Origin of the sequence: Gordonia sp. McavH-238-E (assembly GCF_022348225.1) — a bacterium.
Taxonomy (GTDB): domain Bacteria; phylum Actinomycetota; class Actinomycetes; order Mycobacteriales; family Mycobacteriaceae; genus Gordonia; species Gordonia terrae.
The window spans coordinates 365,510-391,456 of sequence record NZ_JAKRFE010000001.1 but is presented as its reverse complement, the minus strand read 5'-3'; the positions used below and the strand labels follow the sequence as shown (position 1 = coordinate 391,456).

Genomic DNA, 25,947 nt, shown 5'->3' with positions numbered 1-25,947 from the left:
CGTCTGCCTGCAGGGATGCAAGCCGACGCTGGCAGGGCAGATGTATGGCGAATCGAAGGAGGAACAAATGGTGATCGTTGCCGGCTGTCTTCGGGTCGACCCGGGCGGGCGCGCGGACTACCTCGCAGGATGCGAGGGCGTCGTCGCAGCGGCCCGCCGGGCACCGGGATGTCGAGACTTCGCGATCAGCGCGGACTCGACGGACCCGGGCCGGATCAACATCTTCGAGCGGTGGGACTCGCAGTCGGCTGTCGAGGCCTTCCGGGGTGCCGGGGTCGGCGACGACCAGGCGCGGGCCATCCTCTCGGCGACGGTGGCCGAGTACGACGTCGCCGACATGCGGGTCCTGGCGGGTGCGCCGGACTGACGGCCGGCTCAGTCGCCGATCGCCGTCGTAGGCTGTGCACGCGCCACACAAGGGAGGGGCCATGACCAGGAGCACCGACATCGAGCCGACGCTCACCGAGGTTCTCGGCGAGCTGCGAGCACTCGACGATCCGAGAATCCGGGCGGTCAACGAGCGGCACGGTGATGATCACGGCGTCAACCTCACCAAACTGAGGGCGACGGCGAAGCGGCTTCGGACGCAACCCGAGCTCGCGGCGGCGCTCTGGGCGACCGGGGACACCGCGGCGCGGCTGCTCGCGCTGCTGATCTGCCGGCCGAAGGCCTTCGACGCCGTGGCGCTCGACACGATGGTCCGCGAGGCCGATCGGCCGAAGGTGCACGATTGGTTCGTCAACTACGTCGTCAAGAAGAGCGCGCACGTCGAGGAGTTGCGGACGTCGTGGATGAACGACCCCGATCCCGTTGTCGCAGCGGCGGGTTGGGCCCTGACCTCCGATCGGGTGGCCAAACGTCCGGATGATCTCGACCTCACCGCCCTCCTCGACACCATCGAGTCCCAGATGGCGGAAGCTCCGCCACGTCTGCAGTGGGCGATGAACACGTGCCTGGCGACCATCGGCATCGAGAGTCCTGACTCTCGCTCCCGCGCGGTCGACATCGGAAAGCGGTTGCGGGTGCTGGAGGACTATCCGACCTCGCCGGGTTGTACATCACCGTACGCGCCGGTGTGGATCGCCGAGATGGTTCGACGCCGAGCCGTGTGACCCGCGCGCTCGTCATCGAAAGATGTTCGCGTCGTCAGCATGGCGGACCTGTCACCCGGCTCTGCCTTCGGAACCGGACATCCCCGGATGTGATTGTCTGGCAGTCGTGTCCCGGCGCTCGACCGCGGCGTCGATGTCCTTGATCAGCCCTCGAATCATTCTGCCGTACGGACCTTCTGGCAAGTCAGCCGTCGCTCGGGCCGCCGCGGCCAGATGCCGGCGGGCCGAGTCGAAGGACCCCAACCGCCGATGATCATCGGCGAGGTTGAGGTGGAGAGAGGGAAGGAAACCTGCCACGGAGAGTTCGGCGTGGTGAGACCGCACCCGCCCATCGGTCAGTGCGTGCGCCGCGTCGAGCGCGCGCACATCCCACGCGAGCGAGTCCGCCGGGTTCTTGTACAGGTCAGCCAGATGGTGCGCGAGGGTGCACCGATGGAGCGCGTCACCGTCGACACCGATCGTCTCCCACAGGGCGAGGAGTCTCTCTCGAGCCCTTGCCGTCTCGCCTTCCCGTCCGAGGGCCACCGCATCGGTCAGTTCTTGCATCATGGAGTCTGCGTCGGCTTCGGACATCTCACCGGCTTTCGTCGGGGCGAGCGATCGGTGCGGTCGGGTGCCAGACCGGCATGACGATCGTTGTGAGATCGCCGCCGTCGGCGGAACGAATCGTCATCGGCAGGTCGGCGGCCCGCACATCGAGCAACAGCTCGGCGCCGATGGACACACCGACCGCGGGGAAGAGGGTCGAGACCTCGAACCACATCTCGACCGGCGGCCCGTGGATGTCGGCGGGCAGGGTGGTGACCCCCACCGACGCTGCGTCGCTCAACACCAGTGCTGTCGACGTGAAGTCCAGGTGTACTCGCTCGTCGACGCAGCCCTCCAAATACTGCAGCACACCGGATGTGGCGACGCTCGCGCGCGTGGTCACCGGTGGCAGTGCGTCGACCATGGGGTGGTGAGAGGGGAAGGGGTCGTCGAGCAAGCGGCACCACAGATCGTCCCGACCGGTGAGTCGGAACCGTACCGCGCGGGTCCCGGCCTCGATTCCGATAGCGCCACCTCGGGCCAGGTCGGACAGACCATCGCGGAGGTCCCCGGCACACAGCGTTCCCGACCACCGGGTGTCACTCGGTTCGCCGGTCGGCAGTGACCGCGAGGAGATTCGGTAGCGATCGGTCGACGTGAGGGTCACCGCCCCGTCCTTGAAGCGGGAACTCGACGGCATCGAGAACAGGGTGCTCGGCGTCGCGTGCCGTGGCGGTGAGCACCTGGCCGATCGCGGCTGCGAGTACGGGCCCGCGCACGGACGTGAGCACTGTCGTTGCGTCTGCGGCGATGGCCGTCGTGATGGCCGCGGCCTCGCGCCGGGTCCGGGCGGCGTCCGTCATGACCGTTCGCACATGGTCGTCGATGAGTTCGCGGGCGGCGGTCGGCTCGGCGTCGAGGACCGTGCGGATGTCGGCGAGGGACATCCCGATCTCGCGGAGTCGGCGGAGTGTGATGGCCCGGGTTTCCTGCCCCGTGCTGTACAGCCGGTATCCCGTCGACGCGTCGATGCTGGCCGGGGTGAGCACCGCCGAGTCGGCGTAGAACCGCAACGCGGAGGCGGTCAGCCCGGTGCGTTGCGCAAACGCGCCGATCGGGACGAGCTCGCCGTGCTCGGTGTCGGAAGAAGGCATATCGGAGATCATCCGGCTTCGACCTACCTGAAGGTCAAGTGTCGACTGATGTCCGAACCCCGCTGATGTCCGAACTCCGGTGTCGGGTCAGATGAGACCCAGTGCGAGCATCGCGTCGGCGACCTGGGTGAAGGCCGCGATGTTGGCTCCGGCCGCATAATTGCCGGGCGCCCCGTACTCGTCCGCCGTGTGGAGGCAGTGATCGTGGATCGACGTCATGATCTCCGACAGCCGCTCCTCGGTGTGGCTGAACGTCCACGAATCTCGGGAGGCGTTCTGCTGCATCTCGAGTGCGCTCGTGGCCACCCCGCCCGCATTCGCGGCCTTGCCCGGCGCGAAGCTGACGCCCGCCTCGGAGAAGATGCGCACCGCCTCGGGGGTGCTGGGCATGTTCGCGCCCTCGGCCACGATGCGGCAACCGTTCTTCGCCAGTTCGGCGGCGTCGACCCCGTTCAGCTCGTTCTGTGTCGCGCAGGGGATGGCGATGTCGGTGGGCACGTTCCACAACGAGCCGGATGCGATGTGGCGGGCAGTATCGGGGCGGGCGTCGGCATAGTCCGAGATACGTCCGCGCCGAACGTTTTTGATGTCCTTGAGCAGATCCAGGTCGATCCCGGCCTCGTCGACGACGTAACCCCCGGAGTCCGAGCAGGCGATCACACGGCCACCGAGCTGCTGCACCTTCTCGATGGCGTAGATCGCGACATTGCCCGAGCCGGAGACGACCACGGTCTTGCCGTCGAGATCGTCACCGGCTGCGGCGAGCATGTCGCGGACGAAGAACACGACGCCGTACCCGGTCGCCTCGGTACGCACCTGCGACCCACCCCACGCCAGCCCTTTGCCGGTGAGGACGCCGGATTCGTAGCGGTTGGTGATGCGCTTGTATTGACCGAACAGATAACCGATTTCGCGGCCGCCCACGCCGGTGTCGCCGGCGGGTACGTCGGTGTACTCGCCGATGTGGCGGTAGAGCTCGGTCATGAAGGACTGGCAGAAGCGCATCACCTCGCCGTCGGAGCGTCCCTTGGGATCGAAGTCGGCGCCACCCTTGCCGCCGCCGATCGGGAGTCCGGTCAGGGCGTTCTTGAAGATCTGTTCGAATCCGAGGAACTTGACCACGCCCAGGTAGACGCTCGGGTGGAAGCGTAACCCGCCCTTGTACGGGCCGAGAGCGGAGTTGAACTCCACCCGGAACCCGCGGTTGATCTGTACCTGACCCTGGTCGTCGACCCACGGCACCCGGAAGATGATCTGGCGCTCGGGCTCGGTCAGTCTCTTGATGATCCCGGCGTCCGCGTAGTGGGGGTGTTTCGCCAAGACCGGACCCAGACTGTCGAAGACCTCCCGGACGGCCTGATGGAATTCGGCCTCCCCGGGGTTTCGCGCAACAACCTGCGCGTACAGATCGCTGATCTTCTCGTCGAGCACGGCCACGATGGCGACCACTTCCTTCTCCGATACGTGTGGGACGGCGACGTACCCGGATGGGCACGTCGCCACCCGCACCCTATCGAGTGACAGGAATTCGACCGCAGACCGGTCCAACAGACGGTGACAACGGGTGTGTCTGCGGTGACCTGATCGGGGTGAGGTGGTCGGGGGCCGCTCGTTTCCGACACGCAGTCAGGTCGCACCGTGGTGCGCCATCACGAAGGCGCGAGAACAGGTCGTCGCACCTCGAGCGACGGATGGCGGGTCACGATCTCACGTCTGGACCTCGGATCGGCACCGGTGGTGAGAGTCAGAATCCACGGCACGGACTCGGTGTCGTCGGACACCCACGGATCCACTTCGAGGTGGCTCAGGATGTCGCGTGACAGACTCTCGAGTCTCGCGACGGTCAACCGTCCGGACGAGTCCGCGAAACCGAAGCACACATCCCGCCCCTCCGGCACTCCGAACACGTCCACGTCGTTCTCGCGGTGCCATTGGCGTCGCAGGAGCAACGAGTCCGACCCTTCGACGACAATTGAACACCTCGCGGGGTGGGGAAAGGCGTCCCGAGCGCGAATCGACGCTCGATCCACGAATTCCTTCACCCGACCGGGGGAACCGCACACGCGTATCCGACACTCCATCACAACCGCTTTCACGGCCACGCTTCCTTTCGCTGTTTCCGGCCATCTGCGACCGGTGCCATGGACTCTAGCCCAGAAAAAAATAAAAGCCAGTCCGGCGCTTGTCGCGAACCTGTCGGTTACGAAACATGATGTGCGACAACGAATTAGAGCGGATTGGATCGTAGGAATGTGGGTGGGCTGGACTTCTCTGGTTTCTGGGCTATGGTCACGAAGGTGAGCGGGACCGACCCGTTGTAGAAGACAACCCATCGAGGAAAAGTGGCAGAAAAGAATTCGAGTTAGAAAAAGCGTCGACAAGAACTCAAGGAACGCCGGGAGCGAAAGCGGGCACGCGACGATGTCTCGTTGATTCGGAAGAGAAAAAGTGCGCGTTGACGATGACTCGTGTCAGCCCGCGCTGTTCAGCGCCCGGGCGATCGTGGGCCAGGCTCGATGCAGATCCTGATTCCAGTAACCCCACGAGTGGAGACCGGCACGGAAGTCGTAGGTGATGTCGACCCCGGCACGGTCCGCGCGACGCTTGAAGCTCTCGGTGCATCGGGCGACGATGCCTTCGAGGACGCCGCCGACGGGTGACGCCAGCCCGGCCAGTCCGAGTGCCGGGTCGGGCAGGCCGTTGCCGACCGCGACGTATACGGGCTTACCCCGCAGCGCGGACACATGGTCGGCAGGATTGTGGGCATCCCAGGTGTCGTGATCGAGCGGTCCCCACATGTTCTCCGGGTTCCCACCTCTCGTGCTGACCGATGTGGCGGTCGCCTGCCGGAACTCCGGCGAACCCTGATCGAGACACCCGCTGAAGGCGACGACGCCCCGGTAGAGATCCGGATTGCGCACGGCGATGGACATCGCACCCAGCGCCCCCATCGACAGCCCGCCGATCACGTTCCGCCCGTTGCCTCGGAAGCGTCGGTCGACCAGTGGAGGGAGTTCCTCGGTCAGGAAGGTCTCCCACATGTTCCGGCCCAGGACGGGGTCGAGTCGGCGCCAGTCGGTGTAGTACGAACCCGTACCCCCGATGGGCAGGACCACGTTGACCTTCTTGTCGGCGACGAAGCGCGCGAGGTCGGTCTGGAACGTCCACCCACTCTGCGTGTAGTTGGTGTAGACCCCACCATCGATCCCGTCGAGCAGGTAAACGGTGGGCCGGGGCCGGGGCCCGGTCCGGTCGCGGGGGACGAGCACACTCACCCGAACAGGCCGCTTCATGGCCGCGGAGTACACGGTCATCGTCGTCCGCGTCGCGGTCTCCGGGGACACCGCGAGAATCCGCGCCGTGTCGGCGAGCCTCGGTGGAGTCGCCCCCGCCGGTTGCCCCGTCGACAGGCTCGCGACGACCGCGATCAGAAATGCACAACCGAGCCCTACGGCCCGCTGCCAGCGTGACACTCTTCGTTCCCCCTCGGGCACTGCCCGTCACGAGCCGGCGACCCACCCCCAGGTCGACGTCCGGCGTTCATCGTGTGTCGGTCGATCACCGGTCCGAACACGGACCGCGGACCCATTAGAACAGGTCGGCGGCGCTTGTGGGCCCGGAGCGCGCCGACGGCCGGGTTTTGGTCCATGCGATCCGGGTACCCGAACGATTCCGGGCTGTCGACAGTCGGGATTCTCAACGACAGAGGAAGGTAGGTGCTCTGTGAGCACATATGTCACCGCGAATCCGACCACCGGTGTCACCGACCGGGAGTTCTCCGGGCTCGAGGACGCCGAGGTGGCCACGGTTGCCGAACGATCCCTGGCCGCGTATCAGGACTGGCGTTCGACCGAAGCGTCCGAACGTGCCGCGGTGCTCGCGCGGGCTGCTGATCTGTACGAGAAGCGAGCCGGCGAGCTCGCGTCCGTGATCACGACCGAGATGGGAAAGCCCGCCAAGGAGGCGGCCGGGGAGGTGCAGCTCGCCGCCGACATCTACCGCTGGTACGCCGAGCACGGGCCCGATCTCCTCGAAACCGAGGCGCTCGATCCGCAGGGTGCGGAGTCGTCGATCGTGCAGGTCGCTCCGATCGGTCCGCTCGTCGGCGTCATGCCGTGGAACTACCCGTACTATCAGGTCGCGCGATTCGCCGCGCCGAACCTGTTGGCGGGCAACACCGTCATCCTCAAGCACGCGTCGATCTGCGCGGCCTCGTCGGCCCTGATGGCCGAGATCCTGCACGACGCGGGCGTGCCTGGAGACGCGTACATCAACGTGTACGCGAGCAGTGATCAGATCGCAGACCTGCTCGCGCACAATGCGATACGCGGTGTGTCGCTCACCGGAAGCGAGAAAGCCGGTGCAGCCGTGGCCAAGGTGGCGGCGGCGAACCTGAAGAAGTCCGTGCTCGAGCTCGGGGGATCCGACCCGTTCATCCTCCTCGATTCCGCCGACATGGAACGCACGACGAAGATCGCGGCCCGGGCGCGATTGTCGAACGCCGGGCAGGCCTGCAACTCACCGAAGCGGTTCATCGTGCTCGATGCCCTGTACGACGATTTCGTCGACGGGGTCGTGAAACAGTTCGAGTCGATCGCCGTCGGTGATCCGGCAGACGAGTCCACTCAGATGGGACCGCTGTCGTCGCTCTCGGCACGCGACACCGTCGCCGAGCAGGTCGACACGGCCGTGAATCAGGGTGCGACGTTGCGGACGGGTGGCAAGCCGGTGCAGCGCGACGGCGCGTTCTTCGAACCCACCGTTTTGACGGACATCACCCCGGAGATGGACGCATACTCCGAGGAGATCTTCGGTCCCGTCGCGATGATCTACAAGGTCGCCTCCGCGGAGGACGCCGTGGCGCTCGCCAACGACGTCGAGTTCGGCCTGAGCGGGTCGGTGTGGAGCGACGACATCGACAGCGCCGAGAAGGTCGCCGACCGGCTCGAGGTCGGGATGGCCTACGTCAACGAGCACGGCACCACGTTGCCGGGCCTCCCGTTCGGCGGGGTCAAGCGATCCGGTTACGGTCGTGAACTCGGGCGCTGGGGTATGGGCGAGTTCGTCAACACCAAGCTGCGTCGGACAGCCTCGGCATAGACCGAGCCACGCCGGCGATCATCGGTGGGGACGCCACCAAGCCGTGAGGGCGGGGCGACGCGACACGCGTCGGCCCGCCCTCACGTCTGTCTGCGGGGTCAGCCGCTGGTCTCGCGCGCCCGGGCCACCGCGACGTCCACTCCGTGATGCCACGGCACCCCATGACCGGGAAGGAGGGACTTCGCCTCCGTCGCTGCCAGGGCATCGAGCGACGTTCGGTTGCGACCGAGGTCGGCGGTCGCGGACCCGGCGATCATGCGGGGGCCGGTAGCCGCGGTGTAGGGATCGAGAGTCACCAGGGCATCGCCGGCGATCACCGCATCACGTAGCGGGAAGTGAAGTGACACATGGCCGTACGTGTGGCCCGGGGTGGGTATCACCTGCGCGCCGCCGGGGAGTACCGCGGCGTCGCCGAAGCTCGTCACGTCCATGTGATCGACGCCGCGGACTGTGAACGCGCCCGCCACCGCCATCCGCCCGAGTAGGGACAGAGACCGCGGATGACGAAGGGGCACTCCGAATCTGGTGGCGTTCTGATGTGCATAACGGTAGGGGTGCGATGCCAGCCAGGCATCGTCACGGTGAACGTGGACCGGTATCCGCCATTCGCGCGCCAGACGGCGCGCCGTGCCCACGTGGTCGAAGTGGCCATGGGTGATGATCAGATCGGAGACGGCGTCGGTGTCCCGGCCTAGTTCGCGGATGGCCCGGACGAGGGGTTGATACGACCGGGGGAGTCCGCAGTCGACGAGGACCAGCCGGTCTCGGTCCTCGACGATGTACTGATTCGTGTGCGCGTGTTCCAGCCAGTGAATGCCTGGTACGACGTCGCGATGGAAGGTCATGCTCGGGCGCATACCCGCTGGGGGCAGCCGCAAACCGTGGCACGACCGTGGAAGTTTGGACAAGACCGGGGGTTTCTGTAATCACCCCGGCCTCTGGCTCGACATGCGGGTTACAGCACCGCGTGAGCGTGATAACGACACTATCAGTGTTGCCGCACAGAAAGCCAATCGCGGACATCGGTACCGGTGTCAGTCGACGGAGAAGGCCAACCAGCACAGGTCATTCCGGGCACGCTGGTCGTCGAGTACCGGCTCGCGCAGCCGGTCCGGGAGTTGTTCACGCTGCCAAGCGCATTCGAGCTTGCCCGCATCGGTCCCGTGCTCCGCTCGCACCGCCTTGATCGCGTAGGCCGCGGCGCCCAGATCGTGCGATGCGACGTGGGCCGTCACCGCCGCCTGCCCGGCGGCGTATGCGGCGAAGCGCGGTGCGCCACGCAGGTCGCGTGCGGCACCCATGGCATGTCCGCCGGCGGCCCGCGACGCCATCATCGCCAGCTCGCCCCGGGTCCACGCGCGGACGGCGGCAATGGCTTCGCGGGGTCGCGCGTCCTCGGGACGGGCCGACTCGAACAGGGGGAGGACGTGCTCGGCGCATGTCGCTGCCCAGAGCGCAAGGGAGTGATGATCGGCGTCGGTCAGCGTCCCGCCACGACGGATGGTGACCAGGCGAGGATCGAAGATCGTGGGCAGGATCATTCCGACCGCTCCGGTCGGCGCGGGACCGGGCGGGTGCGCCGGGCGACACGCACCTCGACGTCCTCGGGTGAGAGCAGGGCAGTGTGTTCGGGGACGACCCCGACCCGAACGGGGGCCTGCTCCGTGTCGGTCACGGTGAGTGGCGCACCGCCGGGTTGGAGATGGTCGTTACCCCACTGCATCAACGACATCACCACCGGAAAGAGGTCGCGGCCCTTGTCGGTGAGCTGATACTCGAACCGTTCCCGCTGACCGGCTTCGCGGTAGGGCACCTTGGTGAAGATCCCGGCCTCGGTGAGTTCTCGGAGGCGGCTCGACGCGACCGCGTCGGTGATCCCGACACGGCGACTGAACTGATCGAACCGGGTTGCGCCGTAGAAGGCCTCGCGCAAGATGAGGATCGCGGACCGGGTCCCCACCAGGTCGATCGCCTTGGCGATCGAGCAGCCGCTCGCCTCCCAGCTGTCGCGCTCGGCGAGCGGTCCCTTCAGGTGCATCATGACCCCACTCTACCCTGACTTGACAGAACCATAGTCAGAGCGTAGTCCTGACTATGGCAGACAAAAGTCAGCCGGTATCCGGGCCGGCGCCTGTTCCGGCCCGCGCACTGATGGAGGATCAGTCATGAGATCAGCGGTCATCGTCGACGCCGTTCGTACGCCCATCGGGAAGGGCAAGCCCACCGGCGCCTTGCACGACGTCCACCCTGTCGACCTCCTCGCGCACAGCCTGCGCGCGATCGTGGACCGCTCGGGTGTTGAGCCCGGACGCGTGGACGATGTGATCACCGGAGTCGTCAGCCAAGTGGGGGAGCAGAGCTTCAACCTCGCGCGGCGGGCGCTCCTCGCCGCGGGCTATCCCGAATCGGTGCCGGGGGTGTCTGTCGACCGCCAGTGCGGGAGTGGTCAACAGGCCATCGCTTTCGCCGCGCAGGGCATCATCGCGGGCACCTACGACGTCGCGGTCGCGGCGGGGGTCGAATCCATGTCCCGGATACCGATGGGCTCGGCCGCGGCCGGCACCGCCGATCTGAACGGGCGGGCGTTCGAGGAGCGTTACCCGGAGGGGCTCGTCGGGCAGGGCATCTCGGCCGAACTGATCGCAGCCCGATGGAACATCTCGCGACGAGAGATCGACGAATTCTCGCTGCGGTCACACGATCTGGCCGCCACCGCGACCAAAAACGGACTCTTCGACGACGAGCTGGCTGTTCTTGCGGGCCTGACGTCGGACGAGGGAATCCGTCTCGGAGGCAGTCTCGATGATCTGGCGCGGTTGAAGCCCGCCTATTTCGACGAGACGATCGCACGCCGATACCCCGAGATCGGCTGGGAGATCACCGCCGCGAGCGCGAGCCAGATCAGCGACGGATCCTCGGCGGTGCTGCTCATGAGCGACGAGAAGGCCGCCGAACTCGGTGTGCGCCCGCGCGCCCGGGTACACACCATCGCAGTCGCCGGCGACGATCCGCTGCTGATGCTCACCGGTATCATCCCGGCGACCCGAAAGGCGCTGTCGCGCAGTGGACTGCGTTTCGAGGACATAGACCTGTTCGAGGTGAACGAGGCCTTCGCGCCGGTGGTGCTGGCGTGGTCTCGGGAGTTCGGTGTGGACGTCGACAAGGTCAACGTCAACGGTGGTGCGATCGCGCTCGGTCATCCGCTGGGTGCCAGTGGTGCCCGCCTCGCGACCACCGGACTCAACGCCCTCGAACAACGCGGGGGTCGCTACCTCCTGCAGACCATGTGTGAGGCAGGTGGACTCGCCAACGCGACCATCTACGAACGATTGGGCTGACAAGGACTGATGACCCGAACGGGCGTGGCGCGGCGGGCGGCAGTCCGGCGTATCCGGCAGCATCCGCCGCGCCCGTTCGACACCGTTCCCTCGTGCCCGCTGCCCGGAGCGGGCACGAGGACAGCAGGGATGTCATGAATACAGCCACTTCCGACGTCGAAGGGAGGACCCGCGTGGCTGCGCCCACCTCGAATTTCGCCGGTCGTAGGGCCGTCAAGTGTGAGTTCGCACAGAGCAACCGCGACCGTCGCTTTCGGAACGAGCACTACGACCTGGCCGGTGGCTGTCTCCAGACGATCCCGTCCGACGACTCGAAGGTGCCGCTCGAGTTCTTCGTCGAGTACAGCAACGCATGTTGGTTCGAGATCGTCACCGCGGTCGGCCGAGATCAGATACCCAGCCTGCGTTTTGCGGCGTCGATGTCGAAGGCCGTCGGGTCGAACGCAGAACCGGGAGACATTCCCGCCCAGTCGCGCAGTTCGTGATGCCGTGGGTCAGCCTTGTTGTTGACGGCTTCGATGAATTCGCTCCACCCGTGGACTCCGCCGACGTCTTCGAACGGGGCGGTTCCGCTGCCGGCGACAACCGACACCGGTGGTTCGTCGTCACGTGGCGGCTCGAACTGTTCTACGACGACGTTCACTTTCCAGCCATCACCGAAGTCGTACTCGTAGAGCAACTGTTCACCGGCGTCATCCAGGAGATCGTCGAGCGTGACGTCGAGGTCGTGCGTCGTGTAGCTGTCCGCGAGGGGGCCGCTCATCGCGACTTGGGGCATGAATCGGTGGTCACGCTCTTCTCCGAGGAGGGTGAACGCGAAGAGGTGGGCGTTGTTCCAGCCGAAAACCACTTGGAGTATCTCGTGCAGTTCAGCGAGGGACACTTGGGACAGCACCCGGATGCGCCTCCAGACCAGGGGCGTCACATCGGCGAGTTCGACCTTCATGGTGATCATGGTCGCCAAGCGACTCGACTCCGGGTTGTAGACATCCGGAAATCCGTCCCACACCGCGGGTCGCAACCCCTCGGGGACGACGTAGTCGCCGTCATCGTTCACGACGAGCCACCCGTCGTCGATGATGTGCTGGATGCGAGAACGGGCTCCGGGCATCCCAGGTGAGATCACCCCGTCGTCGCGCGGGGAGGCTAAGCGATCGGCGGCAAACGGCATGATCGTCAGGCCGTGGTACACGACGCGAGCGACGATTCCGTCGACTAACTGTGCCATTGCACCGGATTCGGAGCTCAACGCCCTGCTGACGGCCGCAGCCAGCGTGCTGCGTCGCGTCGTCAACGCCTCTGGCCCACGCCAGAACGCGGCCGTCGGGCCCGGGTAGACATGGGATGGAGTGATTGCGATCAGCTGAACGTCCCGGGCCAGTTCCCAGGTCTCGGCGAGAATGCGATGATGCCTCATCGCCTTGAGTGCGACCGTCGGTTGCTCGATCTGGAGGGCACTCAAAAGATTCGGAAGCAGTGCTGGCTTGAGCCATCCACTCGGCGTCACCGGCCGCTTGTGACCGATCCAGTCCATCAACAGATCGAGCCGCTGCAATACCCGAACTGCTGCCAGTGCATCGTGCTCGGCGGGAGTGTCAATCTCGTCGACATCGACCGTCAGCCCGCCCATGGCGTCCAGGAGGTATCGCTGGCAGGCCCCCATCACGACGTCGGCGCTGATGTCTCCTGTCCACCTCGAAGTGGTGACGAGGAAATCGATGAACAGTCGCAGCGCGAAGACCGTGATGGTCGCCGATGGACCGTCTTCGTCTTCGTCCTCTGCATACTCGGCAAAGTCGAAGGCAGCCTCGACGTCCTCCAGTGACCAGCCTGTCGGTCGGTGGTTCGGGAAGGCGAGGCCGATGGCGACGCTCAGACCCGTCATGGCGTCGACGATCGCAGCCAGTTTGTCCGGATCGCTCTCGAAATCCGCGCTCGGCAGCCATCGTTCGAACTCACGCATCAGCACGTCGATCTCCGACGTACCGCGACCGCGGATCGGGACAACGCTACTGTGGCGGCGCGCAGCCCTCTTCTTCGTCTTCTCGGTCCGCTTCGCACCGCGGGATTGCTTCTTCTTCCGGCTCATCGAGTTCGATCGTAGGTGGGAGTGCAGTCGATGGCGAGGGTCTCGATGGGTTCCGATGGTGTCGAACGACCCCGGCTTCGCGAGAAACCGGGGCCGTTCGATCTATCGACATGGGTGTACGTTCACTGCCGGTCTGGTGCCGCCTCGGCGAGCTCGTCGTCGGCCGGCACGTCCTCCTTCTTGGCCAGTGCGCTGGGCCACCACACCGGGCGGCCGATGTCGTAGATGAGTGCCGGCACGAGCAATGTCCGGACGATCAGCGCATCGAGGAGGACGCCGAAGGCGACGATGAAGGCGATCTGCGCCAGGAAGATCAGCGGAATGACCGCCAGCGCGGAGAACGTCGCGGCGAGGACCACGCCGGCGGAGGTGATGACTCCGCCGGTCACGGTCAGTCCGCGGAGAACGCCTCGGCGCGTGCCGATCTGGAGTGCCTCCTCACGAACACGCGTCATCAGGAAGATGTTGTAGTCGATGCCCAGCGCCACGAGGAACACGAACGCGAACAGCGGTACGACCGGATCGGCACCGGGGAACCCGAGGATGTGGTTGAACACGATCGACGAGATTCCCAGTGTCGCCGCGAAACTCAAGATGACGGTGGCCATCAGGAGGATCGGCGCGACGATCGCGCGGAGCAGTGCGCACAGGATGAGCAACACCACGATGCTGACAATCGGGATGATCAGATTCCGGTCGTGGATGGCGGTCGTCTTCGTGTCGAGGTCGACGGCTGTCGGTCCGCCGACGAGTGCCTCGGCGCCGTTCACATTCCCGACCGCGTCGCGAAGGCGCTCGATGGTCTCCTCGGCGGCCAGCGAATCCGCCGGGTCGGTCAGGGTTGCCTGCAGCGCGACCCGTCCGTCGACCGTCTTCGGTGCGCCACCTGGTTCGGTGACCGGGACGACCTCGGCGACGCCGTCGACGCCTGTCGCCGTGCTCTGAACCTGCTGGAGCGATGCGCCGTTGGCGATGATGACCGCGGGCGAACCATCTCCGGCGTCGAAGTGGGCGGAGAGAACCTCCTGGCCCTCCTGTGATTCCACCGGCAGAAGGAAGGTGTCGGACTGTGCGACCCCGTCGGCCTTGAACTGGGGGAGGAACAGCGCGAACAAGACGAGCAACAACGTCGTGGCGACCCAGAAGCGGCGGGGGTGTCGCCCGATGCGGTTTGCCAGGGCTCCCCAGAACCGGTGGTTGCTGCTGTCGTCACGCCGCGCGGCCTCGGGTTCGATGACCGGCCGCTTCGGCCAGAAGGCGCTGCGTCCCAACAGGGTCAGAGCTGCGGGGAGGAAGGTCATCGAGGCCAGGAAGGAGGCCGCGATACCGATCGCCGCAACCGGACCGAGTCCGCGGTTCGAGTTCAGGTCCGACAGCAACAGACACAGCACGCCGGCGATCACCGTACCGGCGGAGGCCGCGACCGGTTCGAGGGTCGCGCGCCACGCCGCCCTCATCGCGTCGTACTTGTCGGCCGTGAGTCGTAATTCTTCTCGGTACCGGGACACCAGTAGAAGCGCGTAGTCCGTTGCCGCGCCGAAGACCAAGATGAAGAGGATGCCCTGGCTCTGGCCGTTCAGCGTCAGCACGTCGTTGGATGCGAGCACGTAGACCAGGAGGCTCGCGAGCCCGAGCGCGAAGACGGCGGAGACGATCACGACGAACGGAAGGATCGGACTGCGATACACCACGATGAGGATGAGGATGACGACCGCGCCGGCAACCAGCAGCAGCAGTCCGTCGATGCCGCCGAACGCGGTGGTGAGGTCACCCGCGGTACCCGCCGGTCCGGTCACGTACACCGACAACCCCTCGGGCGGGCCGTTCGCGAGTTCGGTGCGCAGGGCCTCGACGCTCTCCGAGACCTCGCCCGAGGAGTCGACGGGCACGATCATCTGGATCGCCTGGCCGTCCTGAGAGCGGATCGGTGGCGACGTGCGCTCGGAGATGCCGTCGGTGCCGGCCACCTTGCTCACGGCGTCGGACACGTAGGCGAGGTCGGCGTCGGTGATGCCGCTGGTGCGTTCGGCGACGACCACGGCGGGGATCTCGGACGAGTCGACGAAGTCGGCTTCGAGGCGGGAGACCTCGGTGGCCTCCGCAGAGGCGGGCAAGAACGAGGTGTTGTCGTTCGCCTGCACGTCGCCGAGTTTTCCGGCGAACGGCCCGCCGACGGAGCCCAGGGCCAGCCATCCGATGACCAACAGGGCTGGCAGAATCCATCGCAAACGACTGACTCGTCGAGCAGGAGTGGGTGGGTTCACGGAGCTTCCGTTCGTTGGTTGCGGCTGACTCGGGACAGCACCATGATGTTCAGCAGGCTGAACAATTGCAAGTCTGTGGAGTGTGACGTAGAGAATCGGCAGGACGCGGTGAACAACGGGAACGACGGGATGGACGGCTGGCCGACGGGTCGGCTGCTGTCGGCGGCGGCGAGAATGGTCGAACACGCGTGGGAGGCGGTACTGCGGGAGTACGACATCTCCAGCGCCGGACTCGTCGTTCTGCATGTGGTGAGTACGGGGCCTGCCACTCAGCGGGAGATCGCCAGGAAGGCGCGGGTGACGGATCAGACGGCGAGCCGCACCATCGAACGACTCGAACGCATGGGTTATGTACGCAGGCAGGTCGACCCCGACGACGAGCGGCGTAAACACGTGAGCTCGACTCCGGCCGGGACCGAGGTCTATCACGCACTCCTCGAGCGAGAGCGAACCGATCCGGCGCTGATCGCGTCCATCGGTGAGTCGGAATCACAACTTCGTCGGTTGCTGCTCGAACTGATTCGAGCGCAACAGGATCGGACCGCAGGACCACCATGACGGGCGCGGCCGGACTCAGCCCGCGTCGCGTGCGGCTTCGAGGCCGGCCACGAGAGCGTCGACCTTCGCCCGGTTCTCCGCCGATGTCATCAGCCCGACGAACGGCGGACGCGAGAAGGTGAGGGTCACCTGGAGGAGTTGTTCCCGTTCGCCGCCGAACAACTTTTTCCGCCGATCGGTCTCCGTGACCTCGGCAGATACGAACGACGCCGCCGGCAACCGTGTCGTGGAGGTGCCGCCCCGGAGCTTCTCGAACCACTCCCCGTCGAGCACGACCGTTTCATTCGACAGACCATGGATCTCGAGCACGTGATACCCCTTGTCCCTGCGGATGTGTCGTGATCACGATATCCGCCGGGGACGTCGACGCCGGGGTTTGTGCGAGATCGAAATACCCTTGTCCATCGGGACCCGTGCCTACTACTGTGCCGGGCGTGCATTCACCGACCCGTGGACCGAGATCCCCCTTGATGACGTATGGCTGAGGTGAGGCTCCGACAGGCCGACGGCGCGGACACGGACCGACTGGTGGCCGTGTGGCGCTCTGCGGTCGAGGCAACGCACCACTTTCTGACTCCCGCTGACATCGACGGCTTTGCCAGTCGACTCGCGCGGGATTTCTTCCCCGCGGTGGAATTGGTCGTCGCTGAGGTCGGTGGAGTCATCGTCGGCTTCAGCGGGACAGCCGACAACCGGCTCGAGATGCTGTTCGTCGATTCTGCCGCCCACGGCCGGGGCATCGGCACGGTGCTGCTCGATCATGCGGTGGAACGCGTGGGCATCGACGAACTCGACGTCAACGAGCAGAATCCGGGTGCCGTGGAATTCTATCGGCGCAGAGGTTTCGACCAGGTGGGGCGTTCGCCGGTCGACTCGGATGGCCGGCCGTTCCCGCTTCTACACCTGCGCCGCCGCGCGGTTCCATAGCGACACTGCGCGCTGTTTCCGATGTGTTCGACCATCTGGTCGAGACTGCGTCCGTCCGCGGGCACATGGGTCGCGAATCGGTCCTCGCTGAGCGCTGCCACGGGCCGGGCCGACGTTTGCCGCCGGGGTCAGGAGTCGTGTCGGCGGTCCTTCTTGGTCTGGCGGCGTGCGCCGGCCGCGATGGTCGACGCCTCGTACTTCTTGCGGCCTGGCGAGTCGCGGGTGTCGTCGGTACGGATTCGTCCCGACGAGGCGACCTTGCCCTTGCTGTCGTTCTTGTTCTTGCGGGGCTTGCCGCCGTCCGTGGATGGTGCCGGGTTCTCGGTCCGTGCGCGTGCCAATCGCTCGGCCTTCAGCTCGAGGGCCGCGTCGCGGGAAACCCGGGCCAATCGCCTACTCACCCGGCTCAGGGCGTCCTCGAACACCTCCGCTTTGGCGGCGTTCCGGACATTCGCTGCCTTGGCGCTCCCGCGCCCGCCTTTGGCCTTGACCTTCTCGGCCCCAGCTCGTCGGTACAAGGTGACGTGTTTGTTCCGAGCGCGCCGGATGCGGGAGTGGAGGTCGATCAAACCGTCCTCGTCGAGCCCGGCCATCTGCGACTTCTTGGTCTCCCGGACGAGGAGATATTCGCTCTCTGACAGAGAATTCAGAGTCTTTTTCATGCCGGTCCTCTTTCACCACATCGTCCGGTTGGTGCACCTGATGGTAGATGTCGGCGTCCGTTTCGAGCTCGGTTTCCGCCTGATTCTCGCGACACGAGGAGCGGTTCAGGTACCCGAGGTTGCCGGTGGCGCCCCCATCGGCCGGTCGTAGGCCTTCTCGACCTCTGGGCGGAGCCGGGCGTCCTCGGTCGCCTTGCGGGCTGCAGTGGTCCACATCTGGGTGACCATCGGCAGATAGTAGGTGGCCGGAGACCCGAGGATGTACGTGGCATTGCCCTCGACGAAGGTCTTGTTGGCCGGATCGTGGAGTCCGATCATGCTGTAGTCGTTGTGCACGGGACGGCCTTCACCCTGTCCGCCAACAGAATTCGACGCGCTGTGGTTTCGACGAGCGGCGTCGGTCATCAGATCGCGGTTGGGTGCGTCGGCCCAGTAGTCGTACTGCCTCGCAACGATCTTGACGGTGTATCGGGTGTTGTCGGGAAAGTTGTTTCCGCCATAGTCTGCTCGGCAGCCGCCTTGATTGGCGCATCCGTTGTATTTGGATTCGAGATCACCGGTGAGTACGAACATCACTGTCGCGGGGTCGATGTCGCTCGTGGGCCCATAGGTGCGCAGCCAATCGTCTTGAACCTGCGCACCCTGACTGTGACCCACTACGATCTTCCGGCCCGGGATCTCGTGCAGCATCTCGTTGAGCTTGTCCCGCCCGCGGTGGGTGTTCGTCGCGCCGGGGAAGTTGTTGTAGGGCACCTTCACGACGCGATTCGGTGATGCGAACAACTCGCCGCGCAGCCAATTCATCGGCAGGGAACGGAACGCAGGGTCGAGCGTCAGGACGGTCGCGCCGCCCGGATCCGGGACTGCACCGGCGACCGGTGACCATTGTCCGATCCCGGCCGCCAGAATGAGCACTAGAATGGTCCGCAGATATCGCCTCGTCATCGATTCGCCGCCTCACGGTCTCGACACTGTCTATCACATGGATAAATGGCCGCAGGACGATCAGAAATAGGGACGGCGGTCCGTATGTGAACGAATCTCCGATACGTGGAGCACCCGTGAACCGTTGACGACGGGCCGTCAGGTGAGCGATGCAATCGCCCTGTCGGCGGCCGTCGGTGCGAGATAGTCGATGACAGGCAGCAGCGTGCGTACAGCTGCCGGCGCCACCGAGGTCGGACGATGGGTGATCGCGCGGACGATCCACCGCCCGGCTTCCTCGACGGTGAGTGCCGGGGTGTTGTCGTAAGCGGCTGTGGGAGCGATCATCTCGGTTCGCACGAGGGGGAAGTAGACGTTCGTGGCCCGAATCTGTGGATGGGGATTCTCTGCGTTGAGGCTACGGCCGAAGATGGCCAGCGCACTCTTCGACGCGGCGTATGCAGAGAACCTGGGAAAGGTGTTCGCCATGATGCCCCACGTGCACACGTTGACGATATGTCCTGACCGACGGTCGACCATGTCCGGCAACAGGCCGAGCGACAGTTGAACGGGGGCGAGGTAGTTGAGACGCATGGTGCGCTGGTAGTCGTGGAGCCGGTCGGTGGAGTCGAGGATCGTCCGACGGATCGAATGGCCTGCGTTGTTGACCAGCACGTCGATCGGTTCACTGCGAAGTTCGTCGATCAACGCCGCGGTCGACACCTCGTCGGAGAGGTCGCAGAGTGTGTGGTCACAACCTGTCTCCTCGGACAGTTCGATCAGTTCCTGCCGGCGTCGTGCGACGGCTATCACGTGCGCACCGCGGGCGGTGAGCTGCCGCACCGATTCCCGCCCGATCCCTGCCGATGCGCCGGTCACCACCACCGTCAGCCCCTCGACATCGCGCCCGTCACCGGCGATCGCCTCGGAGACCACGCGGGGCAGCAGCGTGCGACGTTGTAGCGCCATCCCGACGCTCCGGCCGAGAACTGCTTGCAGCTCGGTGCCGATCCTGCTCATCGGATCTCCTTCTCTGTTCACGGTGCCGAGTCGACCATCGCGCACCCGTGCCGACGACGTGACAGCGGCGTTGACTCTACGGTAATTTACTCTCAAGTCAACGAGGGTGCGGCAGCTCATCGTCACGTCGCGGGAGGAGAAGCGATTGACGCTCGCGGGAACAAAAGGCGTGCCCCGTGCGGTGCGCGAGCAACAGATCATCGATGTCGCGACGGCGGAGTTCGCCGAACGCGGTTACGCAAACGCCTCCCTGGTCGACATAGCGGCGACGGCAGGTATCTCGAAGCCGTTGATCTACACCTACTTCGGGTCGCGCGATGGTCTGCACGCGGCGTGCGTTCAGCGGGCGGGGGAGCAACTCGTCGAGGCGGTGACCGCTGCGCAACAGGTGCAGGGGGCCCACCTGCGCGCTCTGGCGACATTGACAGCGATCGTCGAGGCGCTCGACGGCGGTACCGAGAAATGGCGGGTGCTCTACGATTTCACCCCGCCCAAGCCGAGTGCCGCACATGACCGAACGCGCCACTACCAGCAGGCGCTCAACGCCCTGGGTTCACAAGGGGTGGCCGAGGTCCTGTCGGTGCGGGCTGGTCCGATGTCGTCAGAGACACATTCGCTGTTGCTCGCATGCTGGTTCAGCGTCGTGTCCGCGGTGATCGACTGGTGGACAGAGCATCATGACGTGACCGCCGCCGAGGTCACCCGTCACTGCCGGCAGTTGGTCGAGGCGATCCAGCACCCTCGCTGAAGTACTTCGGTCCCCGACACCTCACCGGCCATCAGCGAACTCGACGTCGTGCTGAATCTGACTCACCGTCAGTCACTCGCCGCCACTCGAGCTGCCGCCCGCTGAGTCGGAACCGCCGTCACCCGACCACCCGCCGTCGAAGCCGAACCAACTCGAGGACGAATCGGAACCCTGGACACTCCGGCGTTGGTGCGCCGGAGTCGGACGGGGACTCTCGGAATCCTCGAAATCTGGCCGGTCGGCAGCGCGCTGCGGATCCGGCCTGAATTCTCGGATCGCCGTGGGAAGCACAAGGGCGGACACGCAGAGTCCGGTGAGTACGACGACGATCAACCAGTCGGGTGCCCCGAGCAGGGCGACGATCATCGTGCTTCCGATCGCGACCAGAACGAGAATCGCACCAAGGGTTATGCGCGGCACCTTGTCCTCCTCACGGTGTAGCGCACCGAGTTGACGGGCGCTTCGATGTCGACAGGGTATGGGGTTTGACGATCGACACGCGCCGGGTCTCCACAGGCATGAGGCGACGTCGGCGGACCGAGGAGGACGATCACCGATCCCGCCGCGTCTTGCGGAGCGCTCGTCGAGTTGACGCGTTCGGGATCATGGAGTCATGGAAACCCAATACGAGGCCTGGCCCGCGCTACCGGTTGATTCGTGGAGCGACACCAGGGACACGGTGCAGTTGTGGACCCAGATCGTCGGTAAGACGCGTCTCGCTCTCGGTCCCGAGATCAATCACTGGTGGGGCGTACCGCTGTATGTCGACGGGCGTGGACTCACCACCTCGCTGATGGCCGTCGGAACTCGCGGGCTCGAGATCCGCTTCGATTTCGTGGACCACGAGTTGGTCTTCCTGGTCACCGACGGATCCACTCGTCGGATGAAGCTCGAACCGCAGACGGTGGCCGACTTCTACGCCGAATACACCGGCCACCTGACCGACCTCGGTTTCGACATCGACATCGTCGGGACCCCCGTCGAACTGCCTGACGCCACCCCGTTCGCAGAGGACACAGTCCACTCGTCCTACGACCCGCAAGCCATGACGAGGTTCTGGTGGTCGCTCGTCAGCGCTCAGCGGGTGTTGTCGACGTTCCGTGGTGAGTTCAGAGGTAAGTCGTCGCCTGTGCATTTCTTCTGGGGCGCTTTCGATCTGGCGGTCACTCGTTTCTCGGGGCGGAGCGCGCCGCAGCATCCCGGCGGGGTTCCGAACTGTCCTGACTGGGTCATGCACGAGGCCTACAGCGACGAGGTGTCGAGCGCGGGATACTGGCCGGGAGGCGCCGAGGAAGGTGCCTTCTACGCCTACGCGTATCCGCATCCCGAGGGATACGACACCCACCCCGCGGTGGAGGCCCCGGCCCACTGGGATGCCGCGCTGGGGGAGTACGTCCTGCCGTATCACCTCGTTCGCCAAGCGCCGGATCCGGACGCCGTGGTGCTGAAATTCCTTCGCCAAACCCACCAGGCGGCGGCCGAGACCGCCGGCTGGGAGTGAGCGCGACCGGTCGCGGAGGAGCTAGGACCTCGGCGTCGCCGACCGAGTCCTGACGGCGCCCGGTTACTCGCCCAGCAATGCGTCCAGCGTCTCGAACGCCGCGCGCCATCCGGCGGCGGCGTACTCGTACTGCTCGTCCGTGAGGTTCCCGCCCGTCTGACCGAATCGGACCTCGGTGCCGGCGTCGACGGCGAGAAAGTCGGCGGTGAGGCGTTCACGCGCGTCCCCGGGTTCGTCGGTCATCGTCAGGACGAGCCTGGTCGGTCGATGAACCTCGATGTACTCGCCGCGCCAGTGGAATTCGGGCATGTCGTCGCTGACGATCATCGTTGCCGTCCAGGTGCCTCCGGGGCGGGCGTCGAGCGTGACCGAGTCGACGGGCACCTCGTTCGCTTGCCTCCGAACCAGGTCGCAAAGAGCTGGGGTGTCGTCCACGCGTCGAAGACGGCGTCGGGTGAAGCGGCGAAAGTGTAGGTGAGGGTAGCCCCGGTGGTGTCGGTCATCGTGAACCTTCCTTCTGGTCGTCGACGTCCGCGGACATCGGTGCCTCGGTGCGGACGACATTGTCCGCACCGAGGCAGACCCTCGGGATGGTCAGAACTCATCGGCACCCGCCGCCGCGGAGGTGCGCAAGCGGTCACACCGAGACCGTTGCAGGCCGTAGCTGTCGGGTCCGCGTCTCAGTGCTGAGCCATGGATGGCTCGGGTTCCTGTGGAACAGTTTCCGAGCCAGTCGTGTTCGCGGGTGTCGCTCGACCGCGTAGACGATCGAGCACAGGCTGCACAGCCAGCTTTCCGGGCCCGATCACGACCAGGATCAGGAGCGCCCAGCAGAAGAGCGCCGAGGACTCGCCGTCGTTTTGAACCGGCAGCAGGCCATCGCCCTGGTGCTTCCAGAAATATGCGACTGCCATGCTTCCCGCGCTGACGAAGGCGGCAACCCGGGTTCCCACGCCGAACATGATCAGCAAACCGCCGACCACTTGGATCGCGGCGGCCCACCAGGATGGCCAAGCGCCGAATTCCGCAGTCGCGCCACCGTACGGTTCGATCGGCCACGCCCACAGCGTTGTCGTCCCATGACAGAAGAAGAGGAACCCGATGACCATGCGATAGGCGCCGATCAACCACGGACCGGCACTCTCAGTTAAGGCAAGCATTGCCTAACTATTGCACGGGCGTGCCGCTTTACGATCTGGGTAGCGACTCACATCACAGGGGCTGCAGTCGTGGTCCGGTGGGATGACCGGGCGAACCGTCGATTCACCGGGGAGCTCGCTCCGACGGAGGGGAGTGATGGACAATCGACTCGCTGACGATCGAACTGAGAGTGGTTGCCGTGAACGACAACAAGCGCGCCCGAGGCGCAGCGCCGACGATGAGTCCGTCGGCGGTACCGATCGGGGAAGCACTCGACCGGGCGGTTGGTCCGCGTCGAGGTGAGGCCGACGAACTGCTCTCGTTGTTGTCGCAGGTCACCGGGAGGGAGCCCGTGGTGTGGGCCGGCCGGATGGTCGGCTTCGGCGAATACGAGTACCGGTACGCCAAAGCGGACACTGCGGCCGGGCACCCGAACTCGCCTTCGCAGCAGGGCCCAAGAATCACACCATCTACCTGGTGAGCGATTTCGCGACCCGGTGGCCAGATCTCGTCGAGACGCTCGGAAGGAACCGAGTAGGAAAGTCGTGCCTGCATCTGACCCGCCTCGACGACGTGGATCGTGCGGTGTTGCGAACGCTTCTCGAGCGATCTCTGGCGGAGACGCGTGCAACCCACGAGGGTTGAGGCGTACACCGACTTGCGGGTGAGCAGATGACACGGTGCCGAAATACGTTCGTCGATACCTTTCGTCGGCTTCGTGCTGACGAACGGGTTCACGATCTGGCTGCTGTGGCGGACCTGGGCGCGGGGCCGCACGGTTTTCGCGGGCCGATGACGTGGTGGTCGAACGTCGGTGCGCCGAAGTCGAACTCGTGTCGAACGAAGCTCGTCGGTGATCAGTGGCCGGGGCGATGGCCTTGTTCGATGGTCATGCGAGGCCAAGGCGGTTGCCGCAGGACCGCGGCTGATCCCAGTGCTGCTGCGACGAGGCCGGTGATCACCCCGATGAGGGCTACCCGGCCGCCGTCGACTGCCGGGGTCCAGGTCGTCGCGCCATCGGTCACCGTATAGGCGCCGATCGCAACCGGTCGACCGCGGAACCCGCTGCGCGACACGGGGATCATCGTGGTGCGCTCATCGATCGATATCGGGTCGCCGAAGAATGTACCGCGGCCAGCCGCGGGCTCGCTGATCGACATCGGTTCTCCTCGCGTTCGGTGAAGGTGATCTGGACGGGATCAGTATCGGTCGGCCGGGACCCACGGTGGGCGTGATCTGGTCGGCATGGGACACATGGGCACAGAATCGCAGCATCTCGACGCCACCACGGCGGACGTTTCCGGATCGATCGTCGGCTCCTGAGAGTTGCCGATACACTCACCGCCAACCGGCGCCTGATCCGCGGCCGCCGAACGACGACGATCGTGGAGGCTGGCGGATGGCGCAAGCCGGTGAGCACAAGGCGTGGGTCAAGGGTCTGGCGATCGTTGTCGGTCTGTTGATTCTGTACGTCGCCGTTCTGGCGGTCTATGCCGCCGGCGATTCCGGCGATGATTCGGACACACGGAAACCCGCGGCGAACGGGGTGCTCGTGTACGTCGACGTCGACGCCGTGAACGGTGGCGCCTTCGAAATCGGCGGTCACATCACGGTCTATGCCGGGGACGATCTGCTCGATGCGCGTGGTGACCTCGACGAGGATGTGACGATCGACGTCTCACCGCTGACCTCGTCGACCGAACTCAAGTTCTCTGCGGGTACGCGGCCGGGCACCCTCCCGGTGACGATGTACAGCGATGGTGACATCCGACTGTGGCCATTCGACAGCTACGTGTCGGATTCGGTCACCGTCCAGGCGTACGGCCCGGGTGACGTGGAATTGCCGACGGAGGTCGCTGTCACCGACTCACTGATCGGCTGGTACGTCGGAGCGGCCGACAGCGACTACGCCGGTGGGCAGGCGTTCACGATCACGTCGTCGAGGACGGCCGGATCCCTGACGTTCGATCTCGCGTTGTGCGTGATGCTGGTCGTCTTACCGATCTGCACTCTCTTCGTCTCCATTCAAACCGTGCGGCGTCGCAAGGCATTTCAACCCCCGATGGTCACCTGGTTCGCGGTGATGCTGTTCGCCGTGCTCCCGCTGCGCAACATCTTTCCCGGATCGCCTCCGTTCGGGTCGTGGGTCGACTACTCGGTGGTGCTCTGGGTCCTCGGCGGTCTCGTCGCATCGCTCGCGCTGTATGTCATCGCATGGTGGAAGCAGGCTCCGTGAGCAGGAACCACCCGAATCATCGGGCCGATGTCGTCCGGATTCCGGCGGCTCGGGCTAGCCCCTGGTAGGTCCTGCACCGACGGGAGGCTGGCCGCCGCCGGGACCGCCCGAACCCATTCCGGTGGCGGCCTGCTGGGTGACGCTGCCGGCGTAGTCGCCAATCGGGTCACGGTAGATCGTGTGGACGTGTCCCCAGCCCGACGTCGTGACACCGTCGACATCGGCGCCGGCCGAACCTTGCTGCGCGGCGAACTCGATGTATACATCGGGGCCGGAGATCTGGAAGTAGATTCCGTCACCCTGGGTCATGTCGTAGGTGGTGGCTCCGGACCAATTGACGTAGGTCTCGTCGAGAGATGCCGCGATCTGTTGAACCTCGGTGCCGTCGCCGGCGGTGTACTCGTCGCCGCCCATGATTCCGGTGACTGTGGCGTACCCCTCGTCGCTGAGCAGTGCATCGAGAACTCTCAGTGCGGCGGTCCGCTGTTCATCGCTCAGATCGGCGAGATTCGTCGCCCGCGTGGTCGACGAAGGTGACCGGAATTTCGACCATGACGTCGTCTTGGTTTCGTCGTCGTAGTCGTAGGTGACCTGCTCACGCTATTCGTCGGTCAGGGTGGTCAGGAACGCCTGAGCCGCTTGAACG

General features: G+C 65.5%; 28 protein-coding genes and 1 pseudogene. 10 read left to right on the top strand and 19 right to left on the bottom strand.

Translation table 11 applies throughout. The features are described 5' to 3' along the window. Window positions 1-67: 67 nt before the first annotated feature. On the top strand, window positions 68-367 hold the full coding sequence (locus MHN80_RS01740; protein WP_101822672.1) for a putative quinol monooxygenase: 300 nt from the start codon (window positions 68-70) through the stop codon (window positions 365-367). A 61-nt stretch (window positions 368-428) separates the two neighbouring features. Beyond that, window positions 429-1,112, top strand: a complete 684-nt coding sequence (locus tag MHN80_RS01735; RefSeq protein WP_239399064.1) for a DNA alkylation repair protein — start codon at window positions 429-431, stop codon at window positions 1,110-1,112. Window positions 1,113-1,163: 51 nt separating this feature from the next. On the opposite strand, the gene MHN80_RS01730 is transcribed toward MHN80_RS01735, so the two are convergent. The 5 genes from MHN80_RS01730 to MHN80_RS01710 form a co-directional block, all read right to left on the bottom strand. Continuing rightward, window positions 1,164-1,661, bottom strand: coding sequence for a hypothetical protein (locus MHN80_RS01730; RefSeq protein WP_239399062.1), 498 nt, complete (start codon window positions 1,659-1,661; stop codon window positions 1,164-1,166). Between the two features lie 25 nt (window positions 1,662-1,686). Continuing rightward, entirely contained in the window at window positions 1,687-2,307 is a 621-nt protein-coding gene (locus MHN80_RS01725) for a hypothetical protein (RefSeq protein ID WP_239399060.1), read from the bottom strand. Continuing rightward, window positions 2,240-2,794, bottom strand: coding sequence for a MerR family transcriptional regulator (locus MHN80_RS01720; RefSeq protein ID WP_239399059.1), 555 nt, complete (start codon window positions 2,792-2,794; stop codon window positions 2,240-2,242). Before MHN80_RS01720 ends, MHN80_RS01725 begins: the two co-directional genes overlap by 68 nt. 87 nt (window positions 2,795-2,881) lie before the next feature. Then, on the bottom strand, window positions 2,882-4,243 hold the full coding sequence (gene gdhA / locus MHN80_RS01715) for an NADP-specific glutamate dehydrogenase (protein ID WP_082932020.1): 1,362 nt from the start codon (window positions 4,241-4,243) through the stop codon (window positions 2,882-2,884). Between the two features lie 1,022 nt (window positions 4,244-5,265). Then, window positions 5,266-6,267 carry an alpha/beta hydrolase family protein gene (locus tag MHN80_RS01710; RefSeq protein ID WP_239399057.1) on the bottom strand — a complete coding sequence of 334 codons (1,002 nt, stop codon included), beginning with the start codon at window positions 6,265-6,267 and terminating at the stop codon, window positions 5,266-5,268. A gap of 250 nt (window positions 6,268-6,517) precedes the next feature. Between MHN80_RS01710 and MHN80_RS01705 the strand changes: the two genes are divergently transcribed. Continuing rightward, on the top strand, window positions 6,518-7,894 hold the full coding sequence (locus MHN80_RS01705) for an NAD-dependent succinate-semialdehyde dehydrogenase (RefSeq protein ID WP_239399055.1): 1,377 nt from the start codon (window positions 6,518-6,520) through the stop codon (window positions 7,892-7,894). 98 nt (window positions 7,895-7,992) lie between these two features. On the opposite strand, the gene MHN80_RS01700 is transcribed toward MHN80_RS01705, so the two are convergent. The 3 genes from MHN80_RS01700 to MHN80_RS01690 all read right to left on the bottom strand — a co-directional run bounded on the left by MHN80_RS01700 (window position 7,993) and on the right by MHN80_RS01690 (window position 9,935). After that, entirely contained in the window at window positions 7,993-8,739 is a 747-nt protein-coding gene (locus tag MHN80_RS01700) for an MBL fold metallo-hydrolase (protein ID WP_004018673.1), read from the bottom strand. A gap of 189 nt (window positions 8,740-8,928) precedes the next feature. Continuing rightward, on the bottom strand, window positions 8,929-9,435 hold the full coding sequence (locus MHN80_RS01695; RefSeq protein ID WP_239399053.1) for a putative immunity protein: 507 nt from the start codon (window positions 9,433-9,435) through the stop codon (window positions 8,929-8,931). Beyond that, a complete protein-coding gene (locus MHN80_RS01690) occupies window positions 9,432-9,935 on the bottom strand; it encodes a helix-turn-helix domain-containing protein (RefSeq protein WP_101822682.1) in 504 nt (167 codons plus the stop codon). Before MHN80_RS01690 ends, MHN80_RS01695 begins: the two co-directional genes overlap by 4 nt. Window positions 9,936-10,059: 124 nt before the next feature. On the opposite strand from MHN80_RS01690, the gene MHN80_RS01685 reads away from it, so the two are divergent. Further along, a complete protein-coding gene (locus MHN80_RS01685) occupies window positions 10,060-11,232 on the top strand; it encodes an acetyl-CoA C-acyltransferase (RefSeq protein ID WP_239399051.1) in 1,173 nt (390 codons plus the stop codon). Between the two features lie 388 nt (window positions 11,233-11,620). Here MHN80_RS01685 and MHN80_RS01680 read toward each other — a convergent pair whose 3' ends face one another. Further along, window positions 11,621-13,321 (bottom strand): plasmid pRiA4b ORF-3 family protein, encoded by a 1,701-nt coding sequence (locus tag MHN80_RS01680; RefSeq protein ID WP_239399049.1) that lies wholly within the window; start codon window positions 13,319-13,321, stop codon window positions 11,621-11,623. A gap of 122 nt (window positions 13,322-13,443) precedes the next feature. Further along, the gene (locus tag MHN80_RS01675; protein ID WP_374206294.1) at window positions 13,444-15,585 is read right to left on the bottom strand and encodes an MMPL family transporter; all 2,142 of its coding nucleotides are present in this window, start codon (window positions 15,583-15,585) and stop codon (window positions 13,444-13,446) included. Between the two features lie 42 nt (window positions 15,586-15,627). Here MHN80_RS01675 and MHN80_RS01670 point away from each other — a divergent pair, with 42 nt between their 5' ends. Further along, a complete protein-coding gene (locus MHN80_RS01670; RefSeq protein ID WP_239399045.1) occupies window positions 15,628-16,143 on the top strand; it encodes a MarR family winged helix-turn-helix transcriptional regulator in 516 nt (171 codons plus the stop codon). A 15-nt stretch (window positions 16,144-16,158) separates the two neighbouring features. Here MHN80_RS01670 and MHN80_RS01665 read toward each other — a convergent pair whose 3' ends face one another. Continuing rightward, window positions 16,159-16,452 (bottom strand): hypothetical protein, encoded by a 294-nt coding sequence (locus MHN80_RS01665; RefSeq protein WP_239399044.1) that lies wholly within the window; start codon window positions 16,450-16,452, stop codon window positions 16,159-16,161. Window positions 16,453-16,620: 168 nt separating this feature from the next. On the opposite strand from MHN80_RS01665, the gene MHN80_RS01660 reads away from it, so the two are divergent. Continuing rightward, window positions 16,621-17,070 carry a GNAT family N-acetyltransferase gene (locus tag MHN80_RS01660; protein WP_239399042.1) on the top strand — a complete coding sequence of 150 codons (450 nt, stop codon included), beginning with the start codon at window positions 16,621-16,623 and terminating at the stop codon, window positions 17,068-17,070. Window positions 17,071-17,198: 128 nt separating this feature from the next. Here MHN80_RS01660 and MHN80_RS01655 read toward each other — a convergent pair whose 3' ends face one another. The 3 genes from MHN80_RS01655 to MHN80_RS01645 form a co-directional block, all read right to left on the bottom strand. Further along, complete coding sequence (locus tag MHN80_RS01655; RefSeq protein WP_004018664.1) at window positions 17,199-17,732, bottom strand: hypothetical protein; 534 nt, start codon at window positions 17,730-17,732, stop codon at window positions 17,199-17,201. Window positions 17,733-17,837: 105 nt separating this feature from the next. After that, window positions 17,838-18,677: a PE-PPE domain-containing protein gene (locus tag MHN80_RS01650; RefSeq protein WP_239399040.1), complete on the bottom strand. Its 840-nt coding sequence runs from the start codon at window positions 18,675-18,677 to the stop codon at window positions 17,838-17,840. Between the two features lie 138 nt (window positions 18,678-18,815). Beyond that, window positions 18,816-19,676, bottom strand: a complete 861-nt coding sequence (locus MHN80_RS01645; RefSeq protein ID WP_239399038.1) for an SDR family NAD(P)-dependent oxidoreductase — start codon at window positions 19,674-19,676, stop codon at window positions 18,816-18,818. A gap of 106 nt (window positions 19,677-19,782) precedes the next feature. Between MHN80_RS01645 and MHN80_RS01640 the strand changes: the two genes are divergently transcribed. Further along, complete coding sequence (locus MHN80_RS01640; protein ID WP_239399036.1) at window positions 19,783-20,424, top strand: TetR/AcrR family transcriptional regulator; 642 nt, start codon at window positions 19,783-19,785, stop codon at window positions 20,422-20,424. A 72-nt stretch (window positions 20,425-20,496) separates the two neighbouring features. Here MHN80_RS01640 and MHN80_RS01635 read toward each other — a convergent pair whose 3' ends face one another. After that, window positions 20,497-20,844: a hypothetical protein gene (locus MHN80_RS01635; RefSeq protein ID WP_143708041.1), complete on the bottom strand. Its 348-nt coding sequence runs from the start codon at window positions 20,842-20,844 to the stop codon at window positions 20,497-20,499. 193 nt (window positions 20,845-21,037) lie between these two features. Between MHN80_RS01635 and MHN80_RS01630 the strand changes: the two genes are divergently transcribed. After that, a complete protein-coding gene (locus MHN80_RS01630; protein ID WP_239399034.1) occupies window positions 21,038-21,925 on the top strand; it encodes a DUF5996 family protein in 888 nt (295 codons plus the stop codon). 63 nt (window positions 21,926-21,988) lie between these two features. Here the strand turns inward: MHN80_RS01630 and MHN80_RS01625 are convergent, their stop codons facing one another. Both MHN80_RS01625 and MHN80_RS01620 read right to left on the bottom strand, forming a co-directional pair. Further along, window positions 21,989-22,309, bottom strand: coding sequence for an SRPBCC domain-containing protein (locus tag MHN80_RS01625; RefSeq protein WP_239399032.1), 321 nt, complete (start codon window positions 22,307-22,309; stop codon window positions 21,989-21,991). 296 nt (window positions 22,310-22,605) lie between these two features. Then, entirely contained in the window at window positions 22,606-23,085 is a 480-nt protein-coding gene (locus MHN80_RS01620) for a DoxX family protein (RefSeq protein WP_239399030.1), read from the bottom strand. Window positions 23,086-23,264: 179 nt separating this feature from the next. Here MHN80_RS01620 and MHN80_RS01615 point away from each other — a divergent pair, with 179 nt between their 5' ends. Further along, window positions 23,265-23,546 (top strand): hypothetical protein, encoded by a 282-nt coding sequence (locus MHN80_RS01615; RefSeq protein WP_239399028.1) that lies wholly within the window; start codon window positions 23,265-23,267, stop codon window positions 23,544-23,546. Window positions 23,547-23,922: 376 nt separating this feature from the next. On the opposite strand, the gene MHN80_RS01610 is transcribed toward MHN80_RS01615, so the two are convergent. Further along, window positions 23,923-24,225 carry a hypothetical protein gene (locus MHN80_RS01610; RefSeq protein WP_239399026.1) on the bottom strand — a complete coding sequence of 101 codons (303 nt, stop codon included), beginning with the start codon at window positions 24,223-24,225 and terminating at the stop codon, window positions 23,923-23,925. Between the two features lie 239 nt (window positions 24,226-24,464). Here MHN80_RS01610 and MHN80_RS01605 point away from each other — a divergent pair, with 239 nt between their 5' ends. Continuing rightward, window positions 24,465-25,301: a DUF4436 family protein gene (locus tag MHN80_RS01605; RefSeq protein ID WP_239399024.1), complete on the top strand. Its 837-nt coding sequence runs from the start codon at window positions 24,465-24,467 to the stop codon at window positions 25,299-25,301. 54 nt (window positions 25,302-25,355) lie between these two features. Here MHN80_RS01605 and MHN80_RS01600 read toward each other — a convergent pair. Beyond that, window positions 25,356-25,889: pseudogene (locus MHN80_RS01600) on the bottom strand (DUF3500 domain-containing protein); the annotation flags it as partial. Window positions 25,890-25,947: the final 58 nt, after the last annotated feature.

Excerpts from the sequence above, each read along its gene's own strand:
- MHN80_RS01740 (WP_101822672.1), top strand. The coding sequence starts at position 68 with ATGGTGATCGTTGCCGGCTGTCTTCGGGTCGACCCGGGCGGGCGCGCG.
- MHN80_RS01735 (WP_239399064.1), top strand. The coding sequence starts at position 429 with ATGACCAGGAGCACCGACATCGAGCCGACGCTCACCGAGGTTCTCGGC.
- MHN80_RS01730 (WP_239399062.1), bottom strand. The coding sequence starts at position 1,661 with ATGATGCAAGAACTGACCGATGCGGTGGCCCTCGGACGGGAAGGCGAG.
- MHN80_RS01720 (WP_239399059.1), bottom strand. The coding sequence starts at position 2,794 with ATGCCTTCTTCCGACACCGAGCACGGCGAGCTCGTCCCGATCGGCGCG.
- MHN80_RS01700 (WP_004018673.1), bottom strand. The coding sequence starts at position 8,739 with ATGACCTTCCATCGCGACGTCGTACCAGGCATTCACTGGCTGGAACAC.
- MHN80_RS01695 (WP_239399053.1), bottom strand. The coding sequence starts at position 9,435 with ATGATCCTGCCCACGATCTTCGATCCTCGCCTGGTCACCATCCGTCGT.
- MHN80_RS01690 (WP_101822682.1), bottom strand. The coding sequence starts at position 9,935 with ATGATGCACCTGAAGGGACCGCTCGCCGAGCGCGACAGCTGGGAGGCG.
- MHN80_RS01685 (WP_239399051.1), top strand. The coding sequence starts at position 10,060 with ATGAGATCAGCGGTCATCGTCGACGCCGTTCGTACGCCCATCGGGAAG.
- MHN80_RS01680 (WP_239399049.1), bottom strand. The coding sequence starts at position 13,321 with ATGAGCCGGAAGAAGAAGCAATCCCGCGGTGCGAAGCGGACCGAGAAG.
- MHN80_RS01670 (WP_239399045.1), top strand. The coding sequence starts at position 15,628 with ATGATGTTCAGCAGGCTGAACAATTGCAAGTCTGTGGAGTGTGACGTA.
- MHN80_RS01660 (WP_239399042.1), top strand. The coding sequence starts at position 16,621 with ATGGCTGAGGTGAGGCTCCGACAGGCCGACGGCGCGGACACGGACCGA.
- MHN80_RS01655 (WP_004018664.1), bottom strand. The coding sequence starts at position 17,732 with ATGAAAAAGACTCTGAATTCTCTGTCAGAGAGCGAATATCTCCTCGTC.
- MHN80_RS01650 (WP_239399040.1), bottom strand. The coding sequence starts at position 18,677 with ATGACGAGGCGATATCTGCGGACCATTCTAGTGCTCATTCTGGCGGCC.
- MHN80_RS01645 (WP_239399038.1), bottom strand. The coding sequence starts at position 19,676 with ATGAGCAGGATCGGCACCGAGCTGCAAGCAGTTCTCGGCCGGAGCGTC.
- MHN80_RS01630 (WP_239399034.1), top strand. The coding sequence starts at position 21,038 with ATGGAAACCCAATACGAGGCCTGGCCCGCGCTACCGGTTGATTCGTGG.
- MHN80_RS01620 (WP_239399030.1), bottom strand. The coding sequence starts at position 23,085 with ATGCTTGCCTTAACTGAGAGTGCCGGTCCGTGGTTGATCGGCGCCTAT.
- MHN80_RS01610 (WP_239399026.1), bottom strand. The coding sequence starts at position 24,225 with ATGTCGATCAGCGAGCCCGCGGCTGGCCGCGGTACATTCTTCGGCGAC.
- MHN80_RS01605 (WP_239399024.1), top strand. The coding sequence starts at position 24,465 with ATGGCGCAAGCCGGTGAGCACAAGGCGTGGGTCAAGGGTCTGGCGATC.